Here is a 20,699-nt window from a genome sequence, read left to right on the forward strand (position 1 = left end):
ACTTGTCTATTTAATGTATGTATTTACTTCGTGTAAGGAACATTATTTAGAAGACATTACATTAGAAATGACAGGTGATTTTAAGTGGAAATACGCAAAGGTACAGAACGGGACCTGGGAAAAATTATGGATATCGTTAAACAAACTGTTGATATCATGGAATCTGAGAATAATGACCAATGGAATCGCACATACCCACAGGATCAAGATTTTTTAACCGATATTAAAGCAGGAACATTATATACTGCTGTCCTGAATGGAAGTGTCACTGGTTCCATTACAGTTGACCAAAATCAGGCTGAAGAATATAAAGGTGCCGGATGGAGAAAAGATGCGCCATGCTATGTATTCCACCGCCTGGCAGTGGATCCTGAAATTAGGGGAGAGGGAATTGCCAGCAAGCTTATTGCATTTGCTGAAAGTTATGCTGTCGGCCAAGGTGTTCCCTACATGAGAACGGATACATACTCACTAAATAAAAAGGCACAAAGCTTGTTTAAAAAGAATGAATATACAAAAGTTGGCACCATTTACATGGACAGGGACAATCCGTTTTATTGCTATGATAAATTTTTGGGCTAGCTCGCTCCATCATTCTTCATATAAATAGGCACCTTTTCATCCCCATCATTCCGGATCGGCAGGATGATCGAAAGAATTCCATGGCTGAACGAGGTCTCAATGCGGCTTTTATCAATGGGCAGAGGGATAGTCAGCTTCTTTTCAAAAGTTCTGCTCGGCCTTTCCTTTAAAAAATAGCGGAAATGATTCTGAAATGAGCTGCATTTTCCTTTAATAATAAGGTCATCTTGTATAAGGGTTACTTTTATGTCGTCTTTCTCCAGTCCTGGAAGTTCTGCTTCAATAATAATCCTTCCGCCGGCTTCATACATATCACAGCGGGGATAAACTTCTTGGGTGGAAAGGAAAGTATTGATTTTTCCTTTTTCAAGGCCGGAAAAAGAGCGTTTTTTGTTTAAATCCGAACTTTCCGGCGCCAAAAAGCCTTTCCAGAAATCTTGATCTTGATACTGGGCTGACAATTTAATCAATTCTGTCCATTTTTCCATGTCCATGTTTGTTCTCCTTTCTCAACAGAGAAGTTAAAGGATTTCGGTTACGTCTATTTCTGAATATTGCATATCTACGTTTTTCGGTATTTTAATCTCCAGAAATCCATCCTTAAAGTGGGCAGTTGAACCTTTTCTTTTTACAATGGCCGGGAGAGTAATGATATGCTTATCATCCTTCTCAGGAATATGTTCAATAATCATTTGATTTGAGGTGTGGTAAAGCTTCATATCTTTGAGCCAATCTTCCTTTTTAATGAGCATTCTAACATAAACATGATCATGAGTTTCAAATACGGAGGAATCCAAAGCTGCAGGATTTGGCTGTTTTTGGCCAGCCGCCGCTGTATTAAATCCTTTCATAAAATCCGGGGTGCCGGACATCCCTTGCATATTTTGAGGGAACATTTGCCCCATGATATTTTGGATATATTTATCTATCTCTTCCGGTTTCATCTGTTGCATAAGATTCTTCATATCTTTATTAAATGGAAAAAGATTCCACGGGAACATCCTTCTCATCCTTTCCTTGCTATACTGCTGACAAGGCTCAGCCAGGCATTTAAAGTCTTTTTATACTATGCTGAAAAGAGCCTATACGTTAAGAAATTTCACTGCAAAAGCTTGCCTACCCCTTAAATAATTAAAAGGCAGGAAGAAAAAACTCCTTATTATTTGCATAAATACAGCGTAGTTACTAGTATATTGTTAATGGCGTATATAAAATTTTTAATAAATTGAGGGGTAATTTTGTGAGAGATAAAGCAGCTTTAATCACGGGAGGAGCAACAGGGATCGGTAAAAGAACGGCGATTGCGCTCGCTGAAAATGGTGTCCATCTGGTGATCAATTACCGTAGCAGTCAAAAGGAAGCTGTTTCATTATGCAATGAACTGACCGAGAAGTATGGAACAAGAAATATAGCTATTCAAGGAGATATTACCATATCTTCGGATTGTGAAAAGATGGCTGAGGCTGCACTTAGCGAGTTTCCCGCAATTGACATTTTAATACATAATGCCGGCCCATACGTCCATGAACGGAAAGAGATGGCAGATTATACTTTTGAACAATGGAATTACCTTATAAATGGAAATCTGAATGCAGTTTTTTATTTATCCAAGCTGCTTCTTCCGAAGATGAGGGAAAACAAGTGGGGTCGAATCGTTACCATCGGTTTTGATAGGGTGGAAGCAGCGTCAGGCTGGATTTACCGCTCTGCTTTTGCGGCTGCCAAAACGGGCGCAGCTTCATTAACAAAATCAATTGCGCTAGAAGAAGCCGGCAATGGAATAACCGCAAATATGGTATGTCCCGGCGATATTATAGGAGAATGGAAGGAAAAAAACATTGAAGACACCGCTAAAGTTGAAGACAGCGCCTCACCTGTGGGCAGGCCTGGGACAGGTGAGGATATCGCAAGGGTAATCAGTTTTCTGGCGGATGAAAAATCAGGTTTCATTACAGGCAGCATCATTCCTGTTACAGGCGGGAAAGACGTTTTGGGAAAAATATTTCAGGAATAACAAAAGCCATCGCTAAAACACGATGGCTTTTGTTTTCTTTTTGGCACTGTTTAAGCTTGGCACCCTGTTGATTGGAAGGTAAGACCTCGAAAATGCATTCGCATTTCCTTCGTGCGGTGATGATTCAAGGATGCTGATTCAACGTCCAGCGGGAGAAGCGAGTCAAAGGGAGACCCCACAGACGCTGGGCCCGAGGAGGCTTCCGGACCGCCCGCGGAAAGCGAACGTCTGCAGTGGAAATCAACAGGTAAGTTTAACAGAGCATTTCTTTTAAAAATTCTTCTGCAAACCGGCAGGGAATTTCCTTTTTTGAATATAAATAAGGCGGCTCGTTAAGGTGATAGCACCTGCAGCCAGTCCGGTAATTAAACCGATCCAATAGCCATATGCTCCCCAGCTTGTATAATTGGCAAGATAATAGCCGAAAGGAAGCCCGATCACCCAGTAGGAAATAAGTGACATAATAAAGGTGACATTAACATCCTTGTAACCGCGCAAGGCCCCTTGGACTGGTGCCTGTATGGCATCGGAAAGCTGGAAGAACAATGCGTAAATCAGGAAATGTGTCGTCAGTTTTAAGACATTAGCATCTTTTGTATAGATGGAAGCCACTTCTTCCGGAAAAAGCAGAAGGATGGCAGCGCATACCAATGCCATTAAAACAGCAATGACCACACCGATCCAGCTGTACTCTTTCGCATCCTCATACCTTGCAGCCCCGACTTCAAAACCTACTACAATCGTTAAAGCCATAGAGATGCTAAGTGGAATCATATACAGCAAAGAAGCGAAATTCAGTGCAATTTGATGGGCGGCAATTACCTCTGTTTCAAAATTGCTCATTAATAGAGTAACGGCAGAAAATATGCTCGTTTCGAAAAAGATCGATAAACCAATAGGGATGCCGATCAATAGAATTTCCTTCCATTTTGCCAAAGATACTGCATGAAATTTCCGGAATACTCCATAAGATGAAAAAGGAGTATGTTTATGAATAATATATAAAGAGATAATGGTAATCAGCCAATAGGTGATTGCAGAAGCAAAACCAGCTCCAGCGCCGCCCAGTTCTGGAAAGCCAAACTTTCCGTAGATGAACAAATAATTAAAAACCACGTTGATAGGCAGGGATATGAGTGTGATGATCATGCTTACCCGTGTCTTTCCGAGAGCATCGATAAAAGATCTTAACACATTGTATACAAATAGGGGAATCAATCCAGTGCTTAAAGCTGCCAGATAATCAAATGCGGTTTCGTGTACCCGGCTTTCCAGGTTCATCCCGTTTAAAATGGGTGTTAAAGAAAATGCACCTGCTGCTAAAACAATGAGAGCCATAATAACTGACAAATAGACACCCTGTATGACGGAAAAAGCAACATTACCTTGTTTCTTTGACCCAACCAAATGCGAAACGATCGGCGTAACAGCCAGAAGGATACCGCTCAGCCCAGTAAAAACAGGAACCCAAAGGGAAGAGCCAATGGCTACTCCTGCCAGATCATCTGAACTGTAGCGTCCCGTCATCAAAGTATCAATAAAAGTCATTGAATACATGGCAAGCTGTGTAATAAGAATAGGAATTAAAATGAATAAAAGCTGTCGCAGTTTTTCTTTTTTGTTGTATGTCTGATCCATGAAATTTCCTCTTTCTGTGAAGTGACGAAAGAATTATAACATAGAAACGGGGAGCAGGCTTGTTTTTATCTTTTTTGTATGGATAAACCTTAACCTTTGTTCTATCCATTAGTCTGCTGATTCTATTCCCAAACTACACAATTAGATTGATAAAATTCTAAAAAAGCAAAAAAAAAAACGCCCCAAACAATTGGGACACTTTCATTATTCTATGGAATAGGGAATCTGAAGCTTATTCAATCCCCCGCGGTTCGCTGAGCATCCTGGAGCGGAAATCAACCTCTCCTCACTTAGCAACAAAGTTTGCGAAAGCAGCCTAAACTAAAGACTAACTTTTCCTCTTTTACGAATGTGAATGCAATCGTTCTTTTTTCAGCAGATCTTGCTGTTCTCCAACTGCCAATCCGTCCTGCTGGACAATTAGTGTTCGGGTAGGGAATGCGACTTCTACACCTTCTTCTTCAAGCAAGTCCATAATTCTGAAATTAACATCCTCTTTGATGTTTAAGTACTCAGCAAATGTAGTGACAGTTGTGAAGAAGTACAGGTATATATCCAGGCTGGAATCGTTAAAACGATCAAATTTAACAAGAATTGTATCGTTATGAATGTCTTCATGGTCAATGAGCATCTGCTCGATTCTCCTCACCAATTTTTCGAGCTTAAATTTTGGTGTAGTATAGGTAACGCCCAGATGGAAAGCAATCTGCCTTTTACCCATTTTGGACCAGTTGATGATTGGTTCGTTGGCGAGCGTTGAATTGGGAACCGTTACAAGAGCCTGGGCAAACGTTCTGATTTTCGTACTTCTAAAGGTAATATCCTCAACTGTTCCTTCCACACTTGGAGTTTTAATCCAATCCCCGATGGTAAAAGGCTTTTCTGTCACAATGATGACACCGCCAAAAAAGTTGCTGACCGTTTCTTTTGCTGCAAGTGCAAAAGCCAATCCGCCAAGCCCCAAACCAGCAATAAATCCGTTGATGTTATATTTCCATTCCTCTGCAATAATTGTAATGCCCAATACAACAATAATCAGTTTTGCAATTTTCGTTATAAAAGGAATAACAATCCGATCGACATTAATGTCGAGCTTATTCATGAGGCGCGGGAAAAGGAGCGTAATGGTTGAACTTAAATTAAAAAGACCCCAGGTGATCAATAAAACAAAGAGTGACCGGAAAATCTGTGTTTCCCGGTTATCGGCAATAAGATCATAAGGGAAGAATTTAAGAGCAAGCTGAAGTCCTATAATGACGAAAAGCCATCTAACGGGCTTTTCAAAAGCAATTAAAATATTTGCTGCCGTTTCAACTTTCCTCTTTTGCATAAAAGAGAGAATCATTTTAAAAACGTAAGTTGTAAAAACCTTTCTCAGTGCTAAAAACAGTAAAAGAATACCTGCTGAGATGCCTATCTGCACCCATGTATTTTCAAAGTTAATAAAATCCATTCTTTATCCTCCATATCAAAGGTTATTACTATGCTAACAGTCAAACAAATAACCCGATTACTTTACCATCTTTTTAAAAATAGTTTAATAGTGAAAAAGGTTTATTTTTATTGGATTTTAACATAGATCGATATCTTTTCAAAAATTAGATGAAGTCTTGTATTTTCGGATCATGCATATAGTTATATGGACAAGCATTTTGAGAGGGTGATGAAGGTGGCATATCAGGGGGCAAAAGGATGGTATATTCAAAAACTTAGAGAAAAAGGAATCACAAAGCATCCAGTTGAGTTACGGAAACTTGAGCTTTACAAAACCTTCGTGGTTAAAAAATTATATGATGCCTCAGTGGAGAAACAAGCAGCAGAATAGCAATATAAGGGTTTCCTGTAATTCGAAGCAGGGAACCTTTTTTAATGCTGGCAGACAACAAAAAATAGAAGTAAGTCCAAAGATATTCTTTATAGAAGGTCTATACAGACGAAAAATCCCCACAGAAGTTTTCTTAAAAGAATATCATAAAGGTAATTAGCCTGAATCAAGGATTTGGCATCAGAATGATGAATCCTCAACCCACCTGCTTGAAGGTTTAATCAGGCTGAATAAAAAGTTATAAAATCGACACAGGATTTTTTCAATTATGTGAACTATTAAAAACTAGGAATGAAAACGCTTACAAATGTGGAATATATATATTAATAAAGAAACCATTTCAAATTAGGATTACACTGTTATTCCTGTCTGCAACTTATTTTTCAGGAAGGAGGAGAAGGTGATGAGCTTTAATTTAAACAGGATTAATCCGAATCAAACCCAAGTCATGTTTTTCGATGGCCGATTTGAAACACTGACAAATGAAGAACTGGAAGATCTGCTGTCACAGACGGGAATTAGTGAAAAAGCAGAGGAACAGGGATCCAGTGTAACAAGTTAACAGCTGCCCATTTCGGTGCAGCTGTTTTTTCTTAATATAAATAAAAAGCACTCGTTCAAAAGAGCAAGTGCTTTCACATCTGCTAAGCCTCCAGTAATTGGGACGATTCTTGGGCTGCAACACCTTGCCGCATAACATGCAGCATATATAAATCCTTTGGAATTTCATATAAATTGTAAATATCGCCATTGGCATTTAACTGATCATACACAGACCTTCTTGTTTCATTTGCAAAAATGACATAAGGCAGCTTTTCTGCAGCTTTTTGCGAGCGGATATTTTCTTTTCGAATTCTCATGAAGATGGTTTCAATGCCTGTTTCATAAAAAAGCTCTTCAAAGAAGGCATCCTTGGCTAATTTGTTGTAGCCCTTCCCGTGGTAGGGCTTTCCCAGCCATGTTCCTAAGAATCCGGCATTGTCCTGGATGTCGTATAAATTAATCGTCCCAATCGGAGCGCCCCATTCATCAAGAATTGTGCGTGAAATCAATTCACCGCGTTCTTCTGATTCGATTGTCTGCTTTGTTATAAACATAAATTCATCATGGGAATTGGCTTTTTGGCGAACAAAAGGGAAGACATCAGGGTGCGTCATTAAATCATACAAAGCATGGCAGTCGTGAAGATCACGTTTCTTGAGCATAGGTTATCCCTCCAATTGAGGGCAGTCCTACTCCATGCCAAATAGAGCCTTCGGTCCACCCTCGAAATTTTTTATAATGTTGCAAAAAAATTTCGGGGTGGGAATCGAACCCACTAGAACCAGATAAACCTGGTGGCGCACCATTTGCCTTCCCTATAACTATCGTTTCCGATATTTGATTGTCTGTCATTTTAGAAGCAAATTTTTCACTTCACTTAAGGTATAATACTAAAAAAAAATCAAAAAGGAAATAGGTTTTTTGATTATTTTTTTTGCGATTTTATGTCAAATTACACCAGTAATTTTCGACAAAAATTCACACCTCTTTGAACACAAAATTTCCTCCTATGATGGTCCACTTTGGCTTTGCCAAAAAATGAAAGGGATGGTGGCTCCATAGAACCAAATCAGCATCTTTTCCTTCTTCAATACTGCCCAGCTGGTTATCAATTCGCAAATTTCTTGCAGGCAGAATTGTAATGCCTTCCAGGGCTTTTTGCTCAGATAGACCCTCCCGGACTGCAATGGCCGCACACATATTTAAATACTGTACAGGCGTGTAAGGATGATCTGTTGTTATAGAGACTTCTACTCCATGTTCGGTGAGCTGATGATAGGTTTTCCATGTTTTGTTTTTCAGTTCAACTTTTGACCGCCTTGTTAGAGTAGGGCCAACAGATACTTTTAAATTTATCCCCTCCAGTTCCTCGGCAATTAAGTGGCCTTCTGTACAATGTTCAATACGAAGATCCAAGTTAAATTCTTCAGCAAAACGAATGGCAGAAATAATGTCATCTGCTCGATGGGCGTGTATTCGGACTGGGATCTCCCTTTTTAACGCTTTTACAAGAGGTGCAAATCTTAACGCTTCCGGGTTATCACAATGAATCGCCTCATAAAAAGCTTCTCTAAGCATCCCCATTATGCCCATTCTGGTGATGGAATCTTTATTTCCCTGACTGTGAATCCGCTTGGGGTTTTCTCCAAGGGCAATCTTCAGTCCGGCTGTTTCCTTAATAATCATTTTTTGAATATTCTTTCCAGCGGTTTTTATAACAGAGGTTGTACCGCCAATAACGTTGGCACTGCCAGGCATAATATGGGCTGTTGTTATTCCGTATTTCACCGCATCCGAAAAAGCAGGGTCCAGCGGATACACTCCGTCCATTGCCCTGATATGCGGGCTAAGCGGCTCAATTGTTTCGTTTGCATCGTTGCCGGCCCAACCCGTTCCTTCATCATAAAGGCCAAGATGTGTATGGACATCTATGAAACCGGGGAGAAGATGGAGGTTATTGCAATCAATAATTTTTACATTCGAATCAGTTTTAAGGTTTTTGCCAAGCTTTAAGATTTTCCCATTCTCTATCAAAGCGTCACCGTGAAAAGAAGCTGAAGTGACCGGGTAAATTTGTGCATTTTTTAATAAGGTTTTTGTCATAGTTTTCGTCCTTTAGTCCTGTAGTATTTTTTCTATTTTACAAAAATGGAACGAAAAGGGGAACAGAAATTTTTAAAAAGGCTCTGTTAAAGCTTATTGTTGTTTTTTAGCACACTGTTGATTGGAGCGAAAGGCACGAACTCCTCGAAAATGCATTCGCATTTTCTTCGTGCGGTGTTTATTCGAGGATGCTTATTCAATTTCCTGCGGGAGTGCGGATCAAAGGGAGACCCCACAGGAGCAAAGCGACGAGGAGCGTCGGACCGCCCGCGGAAAGGGAGTGCCTCGTGCTGAAATCAACAGGCAAATTTAACAGAGCCTTTAAAAAAAGAACGTTTCCAGCAAGCACCTTGTAATTTATGCATGGCCAGGATAAGTTGATGATATATTTAAAAGGTTGACGATATTTTGCAATAGTTGACAATATTTATATAGTCAGTTGATACTTTTTCAGCCGAAGTTAATGATAAATGCTTTTCCAACTATAAAAGAGCGTGGAATCAGCCCATTCCACACTCTTTCTTAAATTTCATTTTTTTCATTCTTAAGCATTTTTACCGGTAAATCTATAAAAGGCCATCATTCTTTCCACTTTTTATAAAGAAAATAAATCAAACCGGATGAAAAGGCGAGGATTATAATCGGCATAATAAAGGGCTTCGCGTATTCCTTAATATCTCTCCAATGATCTCCAAGTTCCATTCCCAACAATAAAAAGAGAACAGTCCATGGCACCATTGCAGCTATTGTATAGACTGTGAAAACAGAAAGCGGCATTTTGGCAATGCCGGCAGGGATGGAAATGGCATGGCGGACTACGGGGATAAACCTGGCTGTAAAGATAACCCCTGTCCCGTATTTCTCAAACCATTTTTCAGAGGCATCCAAATGGCTTTTCTTGATCAATAGATACTTCCCATACTTATCAAGAAAGGGCCTTCCTCCGTATGTGCCAAGCCAGTATAAAAACAACTGCGCAAGGGTCCCTCCTGCAATCCCGGCAAGCAAGGCTCCGGCAAAGTGAATGTCGCCTGTACTGACTAAAAAGCCGCCATAGCTTAGGACTATTTCGCTTGGAATAATTTCAACCATTAAGCCAAGTGCAATCCCAGCATATCCTAGCTGTGAAAGCACTTCAAAAATATAGCTGATTATTTCTTTCAATATGAAAACCTCCCCAGCAGGAGTTTTTAAAGTTGAATTAAAATATCCCGGTCATCTGCAGGATTAATACAGTAAAGCCTAAAGTCCAGACGTAAACAGCAAACACCTTCAACGATTTTCTTTTTAAAAAATTGATCATCCAAACGACGGCCATATATCCAAAGATAGCCGATGACAAGGTTGCCATAAGCATGCTGCCGAGAGTTACCGCTTCTGTATGACCAGACATCAATTCGCCAAATTGGAGGACGATACCGCCTGCGATGGCAGGAATGGAAAGCAGAAAGGAAAAATAGGCGGCTGTTTCCCTGTCCAATTTCCGGAAAAGGCCAGCTGCAATGGTTAGCCCAGACCTGGATACTGCTGGAAAAATGGCGGCTGCCTGGAAAGTGCCGATGAAAAGGGCGTCCCCGTAGCTGAGGCTATCCATCTTTTTGGCACCTTTTTTTATACCGTCAGCCAACCAAAGAATGAACCCGGTAAACAAAAATTCCCAGCCGATGGTAACCCCCGATTTGGAAATGGAATCGAACAGGTCACTAAGCAATAAACCGACGATAACTGCTGGAATTGTGCCGATTACAAGCAGCATGGATAACTTGCCAAACGGATTCTTTAAAATTTGGAGCAATTCATTTTTGTAAACGACGAGGACTGCCAGCAGTGTTCCGATATGAAGCATGGTATCCAGGAACAGGCCTGCTTCGTCAAGCCCGAAAAGATGCCTCCCCAGGTACAAGTGGCCTGTACTGGAAATGGGCAAAAATTCCGTAAGTCCCTGGATGATCCCAAGAATAAAGGCTTCAAGCTTTGACATCATCTATATCACCTTCCTAAACGTTTGAATAACAAAAATTAAGCAAAAGAACTGCAAGATGCCTGTCTCTATCATGTGTATTCAAGTAGTCCCAATCGAGAACTGAAAATCGGGCTTATGCGGTTCAGGAAATGCAGGCTTAAAAATTAGGCTATGTAAAAGCTCATTGTTGATTTTGGTCCTCTGTTGATTGGAGCGGAAGGGGTGAGATCGTCGAAAATGCATTCGTGTTTCCTTCGTGCGGTGTAAATTCTGGGAAGTATATTCAAAGCACCGGAAAGAGTCAAAGGGAAACACCGCATGCGCAAGTAGCTGAGGAGTGTTCCGGACTGCCTGCGGTTCGCTGAGTGCTGGAGCGGAAATTAACAGTCAAGTTTAACAGAGCCGAAATTAAAAATTCATGAAACCTTTTTGAATGAATAACGTAAATAATATAGAAGCAGGAATTATTAATTAATCTTATTAAGGTGAAATTTTAGGAGGAAACAGAATGAACGATTTAAAAATGCCTTCCAATGATGAAAGGCTTTTAGCAGCTGCGATCTATGTAACCAGCTTTTTTACCACTTTTATCGGACCGCTTATTATCTGGCTTTTGAAGAAAAATGACTCGGAGTTTGTTGATTATCATGGAAAGGAATACCTAAACTTCCTGATTACTTATACTGTTTATAGTGCAATCAGTGTCGTTTTAATGATTATTTTAATCGGTGTCATTACTATTTGGATCGTAGGGATTCTGGCCTTTATTTTCACGATCGTGGCTGCAGTCAAAGCATATGAAGGAAAGGAATACAGAATACCGCTGGTTTTCAGGATCTTGAAGTGATGGAGGAAGAGCCCATGGCCGTTGCCACAGGGCTTTTTTTAATAGATAATAATACATATTGTATCCGTTATATTTTAGGTGCAAGGGGTGATAAAATGACCAGGATTGATAATAAAGAAAGAATGCTAAAGCTTATGGAGATTCTTAGGGAACAGACAGATGAAGAAAATGAGTATACCCTGGATGACATCGCTGAGTGCTTTAAAAAAGAATATGGTCCGGATGTAAGGCTGAATAAAAATTCTTTAAGAGATGATATTGAGCATCTCATCGAAGCGAAATTCGATATTACGGTCAATCAGGAAAAAGAAGGTATGCCAAAATATTATAGCCATCAATATCGCCTGTTTGAGCTCTACGAACTTCGGATGCTTATTGATGCTGTTGCTTCTGCCAGATTCATAACAAAAGATGAAACGAAACAGCTGATCCGCAAAATTAAAAAGCTGACAAGCATGCATCATGCAAAAAAACTGCACAATGAAATTTTGATTGATTCGTCTGTTAAAAGCGAGAGCAAAATGGTTCGCCTCGCTATCAACGACTTGCATGAAGCTATTTTCGAACGGAGAATTGTAACCTTTCAATATGGAAGATACAATATCAACAAGGAATTTGTTTTAAGCCATGATGGCGGGGAATACAAAGTAAAGCCATTGGCGCTAACATGGGTAAACGATTTTTATTATTTAATAGCTTATTATTTTTCAAAAGAGGAAATTCGCCATTATCGGATTGACCGGCTTCGCAATGTGAGGATTACGGAGGAACAATTCCCATATGAGCCTTTTGATGTTTCCAAATATGTTAGCTCAACCTTCCATATGTATGCAGGGTCGGAAGAGTGGATAAAGATCCGATTCCATAATGATCTGATTAATGTAATTATCGATAAATTTGGAAGAGATGCAGATATACGCAAGCTGAATGACGAACATTTCATCTTAACAGCCAAGGCAATTGTCAGTGAGGGTTTGGTAAAATGGCTGCTGAATTGGGGGAATCAGGCCAAAGTCCTTTCGCCGCCTTCTCTTGTTGATGAGGTAGTATATGAAATCCGCAATATGATGACAGTATACGAAAACACAGGAGATTGATCCAGTTTTTTTGGAATTTTTAATATATTTATAGAGGCTGTCTCAAAAGGTTTTTGCACCCTGTTGATTGAGCGGAAGGGGCGAGATCCTCGAAAATGCATTCGCATTTCCTTCGTGCGGTGTAAATTCGGCGAAGCTTATTCAAAGTCCTGCGGGAGAAGCGAGTCAGCGGGAGACCCCGCAGGTGCGAATGCACCGAGGAGGCTCCCGGACCGCCCGCGTTGGCTGAGTCCCTGGAGCGGAAATCAACAGGCCAATTTTATAGAGCTATTTTCTTGGAAAAAAGAGGGTGCCCAAAAGCTTTATACTTTTGGGACACCCTCTTTTTATTTGGCTATGTAAAAGCTCATTGTTGGTTTTAGCACATGTTGATTGGAGCGGAAGGCGCGAGACTCCTTGAAAATTCATTCACATTTCCTTCTTGCGGTGTTTATTCGAGGAAGCTCTTCCAAAGTCCTGCGGGAAAAGCGTGTCAAAGGGAGACCCCGCAGAAGCAAGTAGCAGAGGAGCGTCGGACCGCCCGCGGTTCGCTGAGCTTCTTGAGCGAAATCAACAGGCAAGTATAGCAGAGCTTTTTATTTAATAAATTTTATTTTCCAGTGAACGATTTCTTAAGCTTCACGTCATATAGATGACAAAAGCAAACGAGGGAGGAAATTAAAATGGAAATACTAGAAGGGATTAACTGGGCAATTCTTGCTCCGATTGTCATTATTCAGCTTATTTTAATGGTTGTTGCCATTTTTGATTTAGTAAGAATAGAAAAAACTGATGGACCAAAATGGGTATGGGCTTTAGTCATTCTGTTTATTAATCTGCTTGGACCAATTATGTATTTCATCTTTGGAAGGAGAAGTTACTGATGCCTGTCGTAAGTATTAATGGATTAAAGAAAAGGTTCCAGGACCAGGAAGTGATTAAGGGGCTGGACTTCCAATTAACAGAAGGTAAGTGCGTAGCACTTCTTGGTGCTAACGGAGCTGGGAAGACAACGACTTTGAAAATGCTCTCGGGCCTTATGAAGCCTGATTCCGGAACGATTGTTTTTGAGGGAGCAGAAAAAGGGGATTTTCGAAGTTTAATAGGCTATCTTCCCCAGTATCCTGTTTTTTATGACTGGATGACAGGCAGGGAATTTCTTGAATATACAGGTAAGCTTGCGGGGCTTTCCAATAAAGAAGCTAAAGGAAGAGCGCAGGAGCTTCTTGAGCTTGTCGGTATCGCTGATGCAAAAAATCGTCGTATCGGAAAGTATTCAGGAGGCATGAAGCAGCGGCTGGGTATTGCACAGGCCATTATCCACCGTCCAAAACTAGTAATGCTTGATGAACCTGTTTCTGCACTTGATCCATTTGGGCGCAGGGAAGTGCTTGAGCTTATGGAAAAGCTGAAAAAAGAAACAACCATTCTGTTCTCAACCCATATATTGAATGATGCGGAAGAGGTTTGTGATGAAATTTTATTTCTCCATAATGGTAAATTGGTTGAAGCAGGGACCATGTCTCAACTGAAAGATAAACATCAGCAGGCCAAAATTGACTTGGTTTTTAAAGAAAACACTTCTCGATATTCCGAAGAATTATCCGTTCTTTATCCAGTTACCTCTATAAAAATTAATGGTGAAAAAGCCAGCTTGTTCGTTGAGGATGTAGAAGGGGCAAAAAAGTTATTCTTAACAGAGATTACCAGCCGAAACTTGCCTTTAATTAAGTTTGAGATTAGCAGAACAAGTCTTGAAGATGTATTTATGAAGGTGGTGCAAAAATGAAGCAATGGCTGACACTATATAAGAAAGAGCTTCTCGAAATGGTCCGGAATTATAAATGGATTTGGGTTCCTCTTACTTTTATTTTAATTGCTGTAAAAGAGCCGATGACATTATATTATATGCCGCAGATTATTGATTCGCTGGGCGGGCTGCCGGAGGGGGCTGTTATAGAACTCCCTGTTCCGTCTGCGGGTGAAGCCCTCGCGGCAAGCCTTAGCCAGTATAATACACTCGGTGTACTAATTATTGTTTTAATTACTATGGGGGTAATAGCCGGAGAAAGGAAAAGCGGTGTAGCAGGAATTATATTAGTTAAGCCGGTATCTTATGCCCGTTTTGTAACAGCAAAGTGGGCTGGTGTTATGCTGCTCATATGGTTCTCCTATTTTTGTGGGTATTTTCTATCCTGGTATTATGTAGGAATCCTGTTTGAGTTTATTTCTTTCACCGATTTTATACAATCCTTTTTTGTTTATGGAATTTGGCTGACATTTGTTTTAACGATTACAATTTTTTTCAATAGCTTTTTACAATCGCCTGGTGCTGTTGGTTTTATCACTATGGGCATCACAATCCTATTAAGCCTGGTAAGCAGCTCCCTATCACATTTGCTTGATTGGAGTCCTGCTTTGCTCTCTGTTTATACAAATACTCTTATAATGGGCAACGGTTTCCCGGAAGAATTGATGCCGACCATTCTTATCTCCTTATTCATGATCATTCTGTCCCTTTTTGCATCTATAGCAATCTTCCGAAAAAGAGAACTTGCCTGAGGCAAGTTCTCTTCTATTGGGCATATTTGTATATTGGGGTTAATTATTTTGATAGTATAGTTTTATAAAAAATGAAAGGAAGATTACCATTGATCAGTGAAACAGGCCTGGTTCTTGAAGGGGGAGGAATGCGGGCGGTCTATACAGCCGGAGTCCTCGAATATTTCCTGGAGCAGGAGCTCTTTTTTTCATATGTCATAGGCGTTTCTGCAGGTGCGTGCAATGCCGCTTCTTACTTATCCAAGCAAAAAGGCCGAAATAAAATTGTGAATGTTGATTATGTGACAGATCCGCGCTATATTTCATGGCGAAACTACTTTAAGTCCCGTCAGTTTTTCGGCATGGATTTTATTTTTGATGAAATCCCCAATAAGCTCGTTCCCTATCACTATGATGAGTTTTATAAAAACCAGTCTGAGTTTGTGATTGGAACGACGGACTGCCATACGGGTGAACCGGTATATTTTAGGAAAGAAGACTATGGAAAAGACTTGGTGAAAATTTTAAAAGCATCCAGTTCTTTGCCTTTTATTGCACCGGAAGTAAACTTTCAAAGCCGTATTCTGCTGGATGGAGGAATCAGCGATCCAATCCCAATCAAGAAAGCCCAGCAAGATGGATTCAAAAAAAATATAGTCATTTTAACCAGAAACAGGGGATATTTAAAAAAACCATCAAAGTTTGAGTTCCTTGTTAAAAGAAAGTATCCGGATTATACAGGGCTTCAGAAAGCTTTATCAGCCCGTTATCAAATTTATAACGAAACACTTCGTTATCTTGAACAGGAAGAAAAGAAGGGAACCGTCCTTGTCATCCAGCCACAGGAACCCTTAGCAGTTGGGCGAATGGAACGGGATCCCCGGAAATTAGAAAAGCTTTATCTGAAAGGTTATGAGGATGCCAGAAGATCCTTTGAAAAAATTAAGCAATTTTAAAAGACCGCATCCACTGAGCTGCGGTCTTTTAATTATTTAATAGCAGGAAGATAGAAGGATATTTTCGACAAAAGTGAAATGTTTTTTTCTGCTGGGTGGCTGTTGGAAATAGGTTATAGTATCCGTGAATTTTTAATATATGGTATAAAGTGGAAGATATCTATGTTTTTAGTAGTGGAAAGATGAAGAGTTAAGAAGGTTCGTGTCGAAATACGAAGATTGCTAGAGGGATAATATTGAATATAATGAAAATTAGGAATTATAAGGGGGTCTAAATAATGAATATGAAAAAGAGTGTCTTTGCAGGCGCATTAAGTTTGGCTTTGTGCGCATCGACTGTGTTTGCTGGTGCAGCCAGCATTGGACAAGCACAATCTATTGAGAAGAAATATCTGGTGGTCTTCAAGGATGAATCAAAGCTTCCAGCAGGCTATACAGATTTAATGAAGAAGGCTGGCGGTCAAGTAGAAAATAAGCTTGATAAACTAGGAGCTGTTGAAGTTACATCCAGCAATCCTAACTTCCTGAATGAAGTAAAAAAGTCTTCACTGGTTTCAGCTGCTGGAACTGAAAATGTTATTTATCCGGAAACACCAGCAGTAGAAGCAGACCTACCATTGGAAAGCGCTGATTTATATAACGACCTTCAATGGGATATCAAACAGGTCACAAACAATGGTAAGTCATGGGAACTTCCAGGTGGAACCGGAAAAACTGCTTCTGGCAAAGATATCGTAGTGGGTGTTATCGATACTGGAATTGACTATACCCATCCTGATTTAAAAGATAACTATGCATACGGTAAGTCATTTGTTCCTGGCTATCCTGATGCAATGGATGAAAATAGCCATGGTACGCACGTAGCCGGTTCAATTGCAGCGAAAGGCAGAACAATGGGTGTCGGCCCTGACTTAAAAGTAGCGGCTTACCGTGTATTCGGCCCTACTGGCGGCGCAGCCACTTCCCATATTGCAGAAGCATTAATAACAGCTGCAGATGATAATGTCGATGTTGTGAACATGTCTCTTGGCGGCTATGACTGGTTCCAAAACCCGGATTATGCTACAAGTGAAACAGTTGCAGATGTGCAAATGTTCAACAGAGCCATCAAATATGCCATTCAAAAAGGTGTAACGGTAGTTGGTTCTGCAGGAAACAATGCTGTTGATTTAAAGAGCCCAGGACAGCTTTCCGGGACTGATACTGGTGCAACACATAGGAGCCCCAGCAGCCAGTTGATGATCAGAGTGTCTGCGGGAGGAGCTTTAAAGAACCTTGCTTTCTATTCCAACTACGGTGTGGGTAAAATTGATGTAATGGCACCGGGCGGAGACTTGGGGCCGAACTATGATCCTGCGACTGGAGCTGGCAGGGACAATACTTATCTTGCGTATTCTACTATCCCAGGCGGAAAATATGGCTATAAAGGCGGTACGTCAATGGCTGCTCCTAAAGTTGCTGCTGTAGCTGGTGTAATTATTGCCAAGCATGGCAAAGACCAAATCACACCTGCCCAAGTTAAACAAATCATTCAGTCTTCTTCTGAAGACATCTTCGAGCCGGGCTATGATGCCAAATCAGGCCATGGTTTAATTAACGCAGTCAATGCTTTAAAATAATAGTTTAGAAAAGAGCTGGCGGAATTTCCGTCAGCTTTTTATTATGGAATACAACATAGAAGGAGAAATTGTGAACTTTGCGAATAAACAATGAAACTTTCGAAAAAATAGTAAAAATTACGAACAAACTCTCAAAATCCCCGAATAAAACTTCAAATTTTGCGAATGAATTTCAATTTTTGACGAATAAGTCATCAAACATTGCAAAACATTTTCCTGCAAAAAATCCTTCCAAAATTCATTTTTGCGAGATTTTATTAATAGAATAAAGAAGAATCATATAAAGCAGGAGGACAAAACGATGAATATCCAGCAATATTACCGAAACACGGCTGACATTTCACTAAATAGCAGCCTTGCAGCACTTGTTCCTCCTTCGTTTTTGTTAATATATGCAATAATTGCCGCTCCCCGGATCAATTTGTTTCTGTTCGTAATTCCCTTTGTCATTTATAGTTTTTTCTGCTATCAAATTTATTTGCTGAATAAGCAAAGGGCAGATGAGACAGTGGAAAGGAGTTTATCCAATAGTAGCCCATATGCGCGGCCCTTGCTTTCGCAATCTAATGCCCTGATTGCCTTTATGCCGGCGCCTTCTCTTAGAATGATCATTTTTGACTCGGAAGGAAGGCGAAGAGGAGAAATCAGGGATATGCATATGTGGAAACTACGATGGTTCTTGCCCTATTCCTTCGATCGTTTTTTTCCTAAAAAGCTGGGCATTTTTAATGAGGCTGACGATCTTGAGGCCATAATCATTTTCAAGAAAACTAGAATAGAAATTTTAGATGGCAAAGGTTCAGTAAAGGAATTGATATTTTTCAAAAAAGAAGGACCAAATCTAATATATAAACATAACAATGAGAGATACTATATTCCTAAAACCTTCTTCTATACTGACTTGCAAGTTTATAAAGGGGACTTCAATAGAATTGCTCGCTTTCGCAAAGGCTGGATGCCGCTCGACTGGGGGCAGCGTTTTAAGGATCCTAACACACCAGTGCTTTCCTTTGAAGCCGGAGTGGCTGCAGAAGAAAAAGTCAGGATATACGCTATTTTTGCTTGTATTTTTCATTACCGGAATCATTAAAAGGCAAAGTGCAGAAAGATGGATTCCCTATTCCCCGTATAGTATGATAGATTTAGCCAATGTACGGGAATAACAGTAATTGATATAGAGGTGTCCAAATGAAAAAGTTTTTGCTGGGAGCGGCAGTTATTGTCCTTTTGCTGTTTATTGTTGATAAAACAATTCTTAAGGATAAAGGGGTAGTAGAACAAGCTGAACAAATGCAAAAGTATGAAAAAATAGAAAATCCTGAAGATCTGCCTGTTGGGCTGGAAAAAGGAAATCTTGCTCCGGATTTTGAGCTGACAGATATGGATGGGAACCCTGTAAAGCTAAGTGATTTAAGAGGCAAGGCGGTCCTTTTGAACTTCTGGGCGAGCTGGTGCCCGCCATGCCGGGCGGAAATGCCGCATATGGAAAAGCTCTATAATAAATATAAAAATGAAAATTTTGATATTGTTGCAGTTAATCTTACGAATACGGAGAAAAGCAGCGGGGATGCCGAGAAGTTTGTTGAAGAACTTGGCCTTACTTTTACCATACCAATGGATGAAAAAGGGGTTGTTGGTGCTGATTATGAAGTGCTTGCTTATCCTACAAGCTACTTTATTGATTCGGACGGTGTCATTAGAGCAAAAGTTCTTGGAGCATTGAATGAAGAATATATGGAGAAGGAAATCACGAAACTTCCATAAACTATTGGAAAAGCCGGAGAGCTGTGAACAGCTTTCCGGCTTTTTATTCAGGATTCTCCTGTTCGAGGCGATTAAGGATTGCTCTTTTACGGTAGAGCATCATTCCAGCTTCTGCAATATCATTAACGGCAGAACGATTAATGAAAGCTCCAAATAGAAGTCCGGCAATCGGGATTATCTGAAAGAGCTTTTTCCAGCCAATTTGGTCCCGATAGGAAAATACAACCTCTCTCCAGCCCTGAAGCTCAGAAACAACTTCTCTTTTAGGTTCGTCTGCATTAGGGCCAAACATTGAAAGCTGATGCAAAATGGCTTTCTTGCCAACGATATCAGAGGATACAAATTGCAAAATTTTGACGATGAACATTCTTTCATTTTTATCACCAGGATCAAAGCCGTAACAGATAGCTATGTCCTGCAGGGTTTTAAGCTGGATGCCGAGGAGAAGGGGAATATCAATGGTTAGAGTAAAAATTCCTCCAATCCCTGTACTGGCCCCTTGAAATGCCGCTGCTCTTTTCCGGTTGGAGGACAGTTTGGCAGCAGCTTCATCCATTCTTGCAATAGGCAGTATCTTGACATCTTTTAAAGTATAAATACTTTGATTTGAATAATAACTTTTTAAAGAGGATACCGAGCTTAAATACCTGCCTCCTGATTGGATGTAAGTTCCTAGCTCATCAATCATTACCCCAACCTTTTTCTGTATGAATTCGGGTGTGAATTTGTCAATGAGTTTGAAAGGAAGCCGCCCGAGCTTCTCCCAGAACCATAAGTCACTCTGGTCTTTTTCCCAGTCTTCGCATTTTTTTAACTCGATTCTTAAATGCTCTCTCGTTTCAATCATATTTTCAGCGCCCTTTCAATTACTTGATAGCATTAATACGTACAATAGCCACAAAAGTTTCAATTTATTGAGCCATTTCTCTTTGTATATTCCGATAATTCGTGATAAGATATCTTATAATAGAATAGGATTTCCTTCGGGGCAGGGTGAAATTCCCAACCGGCGGTGATGAGGGTATGCCCTCTTAGTCCGTGACCCGGTTTCGTTATTAGACAGTAAGTTTAAGCATTTAGATTCGATTACTGTCTAGCTCCAGCGCCTCCCCCTCTAGGTCACAAGCCAATCCTCCCACAAAGGCAAAGAACGCCTTTCCGTGAGGCTCGTCTTGTGCATGTCGGGGGTGAATGAGGCGCTTGCGCTTTTCTAATGAAAACGGTGGAT

Annotated in this window: 22 protein-coding genes; 13 read left to right on the forward strand and 9 right to left on the reverse strand. The window is 40.3% G+C overall.

Features of this window, described 5'->3' with window-relative positions; translation table 11 throughout:
- The first annotated feature begins 84 nt into the window (after positions 1-84).
- Positions 85-582, forward strand: coding sequence for a GNAT family N-acetyltransferase (locus tag IQ19_RS08410; RefSeq protein WP_144541870.1), 498 nt, complete (start codon positions 85-87; stop codon positions 580-582).
- Here IQ19_RS08410 and IQ19_RS08415 read toward each other — a convergent pair.
- Positions 579-1,076, reverse strand: a complete 498-nt coding sequence (locus IQ19_RS08415; RefSeq protein ID WP_144541872.1) for an Hsp20/alpha crystallin family protein — start codon at positions 1,074-1,076, stop codon at positions 579-581. The genes IQ19_RS08410 and IQ19_RS08415 overlap by 4 nt on opposite strands.
- 27 nt (positions 1,077-1,103) lie before the next feature.
- Positions 1,104-1,583: an Hsp20/alpha crystallin family protein gene (locus IQ19_RS08420; RefSeq protein ID WP_144541874.1), complete on the reverse strand. Its 480-nt coding sequence runs from the start codon at positions 1,581-1,583 to the stop codon at positions 1,104-1,106.
- Positions 1,584-1,822: 239 nt separating this feature from the next.
- Between IQ19_RS08420 and IQ19_RS08425 the strand changes: the two genes are divergently transcribed.
- Positions 1,823-2,596, forward strand: a complete 774-nt coding sequence (locus IQ19_RS08425) for an SDR family oxidoreductase (protein ID WP_144541876.1) — start codon at positions 1,823-1,825, stop codon at positions 2,594-2,596.
- 270 nt (positions 2,597-2,866) lie between these two features.
- Here the strand turns inward: IQ19_RS08425 and IQ19_RS08430 are convergent, their stop codons facing one another.
- Both IQ19_RS08430 and IQ19_RS08435 read right to left on the reverse strand, forming a co-directional pair.
- The gene (locus tag IQ19_RS08430) at positions 2,867-4,234 is read right to left on the reverse strand and encodes an MATE family efflux transporter (protein ID WP_144541877.1); all 1,368 of its coding nucleotides are present in this window, start codon (positions 4,232-4,234) and stop codon (positions 2,867-2,869) included.
- A 343-nt stretch (positions 4,235-4,577) separates the two neighbouring features.
- A complete protein-coding gene (locus IQ19_RS08435; RefSeq protein ID WP_144541879.1) occupies positions 4,578-5,687 on the reverse strand; it encodes a mechanosensitive ion channel family protein in 1,110 nt (369 codons plus the stop codon).
- A gap of 210 nt (positions 5,688-5,897) precedes the next feature.
- On the opposite strand from IQ19_RS08435, the gene IQ19_RS08440 reads away from it, so the two are divergent.
- Complete coding sequence (locus IQ19_RS08440; RefSeq protein WP_242020934.1) at positions 5,898-6,059, forward strand: DUF2639 domain-containing protein; 162 nt, start codon at positions 5,898-5,900, stop codon at positions 6,057-6,059.
- Between the two features lie 403 nt (positions 6,060-6,462).
- Entirely contained in the window at positions 6,463-6,621 is a 159-nt protein-coding gene (locus IQ19_RS28060) for a hypothetical protein (protein WP_199749406.1), read from the forward strand.
- A gap of 82 nt (positions 6,622-6,703) precedes the next feature.
- Here IQ19_RS28060 and IQ19_RS08445 read toward each other — a convergent pair whose 3' ends face one another.
- From IQ19_RS08445 to IQ19_RS08460, 4 genes are all read right to left on the reverse strand, one after another.
- Entirely contained in the window at positions 6,704-7,264 is a 561-nt protein-coding gene (locus IQ19_RS08445; protein ID WP_144541883.1) for a GNAT family N-acetyltransferase, read from the reverse strand.
- Between the two features lie 316 nt (positions 7,265-7,580).
- Entirely contained in the window at positions 7,581-8,705 is a 1,125-nt protein-coding gene (locus tag IQ19_RS08450) for an amidohydrolase (RefSeq protein WP_144541885.1), read from the reverse strand.
- 579 nt (positions 8,706-9,284) lie between these two features.
- The gene (uptA, locus tag IQ19_RS08455) at positions 9,285-9,869 is read right to left on the reverse strand and encodes an undecaprenyl phosphate transporter UptA (RefSeq protein WP_144541887.1); all 585 of its coding nucleotides are present in this window, start codon (positions 9,867-9,869) and stop codon (positions 9,285-9,287) included.
- A 37-nt stretch (positions 9,870-9,906) separates the two neighbouring features.
- Positions 9,907-10,686: an undecaprenyl-diphosphate phosphatase gene (locus IQ19_RS08460; protein WP_199749431.1), complete on the reverse strand. Its 780-nt coding sequence runs from the start codon at positions 10,684-10,686 to the stop codon at positions 9,907-9,909.
- A 490-nt stretch (positions 10,687-11,176) separates the two neighbouring features.
- On the opposite strand from IQ19_RS08460, the gene IQ19_RS08465 reads away from it, so the two are divergent.
- The 9 genes from IQ19_RS08465 to IQ19_RS08505 all read left to right on the forward strand — a co-directional run bounded on the left by IQ19_RS08465 (position 11,177) and on the right by IQ19_RS08505 (position 19,471).
- Positions 11,177-11,515 (forward strand): DUF4870 domain-containing protein, encoded by a 339-nt coding sequence (locus tag IQ19_RS08465; RefSeq protein ID WP_144541891.1) that lies wholly within the window; start codon positions 11,177-11,179, stop codon positions 11,513-11,515.
- Between the two features lie 14 nt (positions 11,516-11,529).
- The gene (locus IQ19_RS08470) at positions 11,530-12,612 is read left to right on the forward strand and encodes a helix-turn-helix transcriptional regulator (RefSeq protein WP_242020935.1); all 1,083 of its coding nucleotides are present in this window, start codon (positions 11,530-11,532) and stop codon (positions 12,610-12,612) included.
- 662 nt (positions 12,613-13,274) lie between these two features.
- On the forward strand, positions 13,275-13,475 hold the full coding sequence (locus tag IQ19_RS08475; protein ID WP_144541892.1) for a PLD nuclease N-terminal domain-containing protein: 201 nt from the start codon (positions 13,275-13,277) through the stop codon (positions 13,473-13,475).
- Complete coding sequence (locus tag IQ19_RS08480) at positions 13,475-14,380, forward strand: ABC transporter ATP-binding protein (protein ID WP_144541894.1); 906 nt, start codon at positions 13,475-13,477, stop codon at positions 14,378-14,380. Before IQ19_RS08475 ends, IQ19_RS08480 begins: the two co-directional genes overlap by 1 nt.
- Complete coding sequence (locus tag IQ19_RS08485) at positions 14,377-15,153, forward strand: ABC transporter permease (protein WP_144541896.1); 777 nt, start codon at positions 14,377-14,379, stop codon at positions 15,151-15,153. Before IQ19_RS08480 ends, IQ19_RS08485 begins: the two co-directional genes overlap by 4 nt.
- 89 nt (positions 15,154-15,242) lie before the next feature.
- Positions 15,243-16,088 (forward strand): patatin-like phospholipase family protein, encoded by an 846-nt coding sequence (locus IQ19_RS08490; RefSeq protein WP_144541898.1) that lies wholly within the window; start codon positions 15,243-15,245, stop codon positions 16,086-16,088.
- Positions 16,089-16,366: 278 nt separating this feature from the next.
- Positions 16,367-17,707: a S8 family peptidase gene (locus tag IQ19_RS08495; RefSeq protein ID WP_144541900.1), complete on the forward strand. Its 1,341-nt coding sequence runs from the start codon at positions 16,367-16,369 to the stop codon at positions 17,705-17,707.
- A gap of 301 nt (positions 17,708-18,008) precedes the next feature.
- Positions 18,009-18,797, forward strand: a complete 789-nt coding sequence (locus IQ19_RS08500) for a hypothetical protein (RefSeq protein WP_144541902.1) — start codon at positions 18,009-18,011, stop codon at positions 18,795-18,797.
- Between the two features lie 98 nt (positions 18,798-18,895).
- The gene (locus tag IQ19_RS08505; protein ID WP_144541904.1) at positions 18,896-19,471 is read left to right on the forward strand and encodes a TlpA disulfide reductase family protein; all 576 of its coding nucleotides are present in this window, start codon (positions 18,896-18,898) and stop codon (positions 19,469-19,471) included.
- 43 nt (positions 19,472-19,514) lie between these two features.
- Here IQ19_RS08505 and IQ19_RS08510 read toward each other — a convergent pair whose 3' ends face one another.
- A complete protein-coding gene (locus IQ19_RS08510; protein WP_144541906.1) occupies positions 19,515-20,318 on the reverse strand; it encodes an EcsC family protein in 804 nt (267 codons plus the stop codon).
- Positions 20,319-20,699: the final 381 nt, after the last annotated feature.

The organism is Cytobacillus oceanisediminis, from assembly GCF_007830235.1.
Classification (GTDB): domain Bacteria; phylum Bacillota; class Bacilli; order Bacillales; family Cytobacillaceae; genus Cytobacillus; species Cytobacillus oceanisediminis.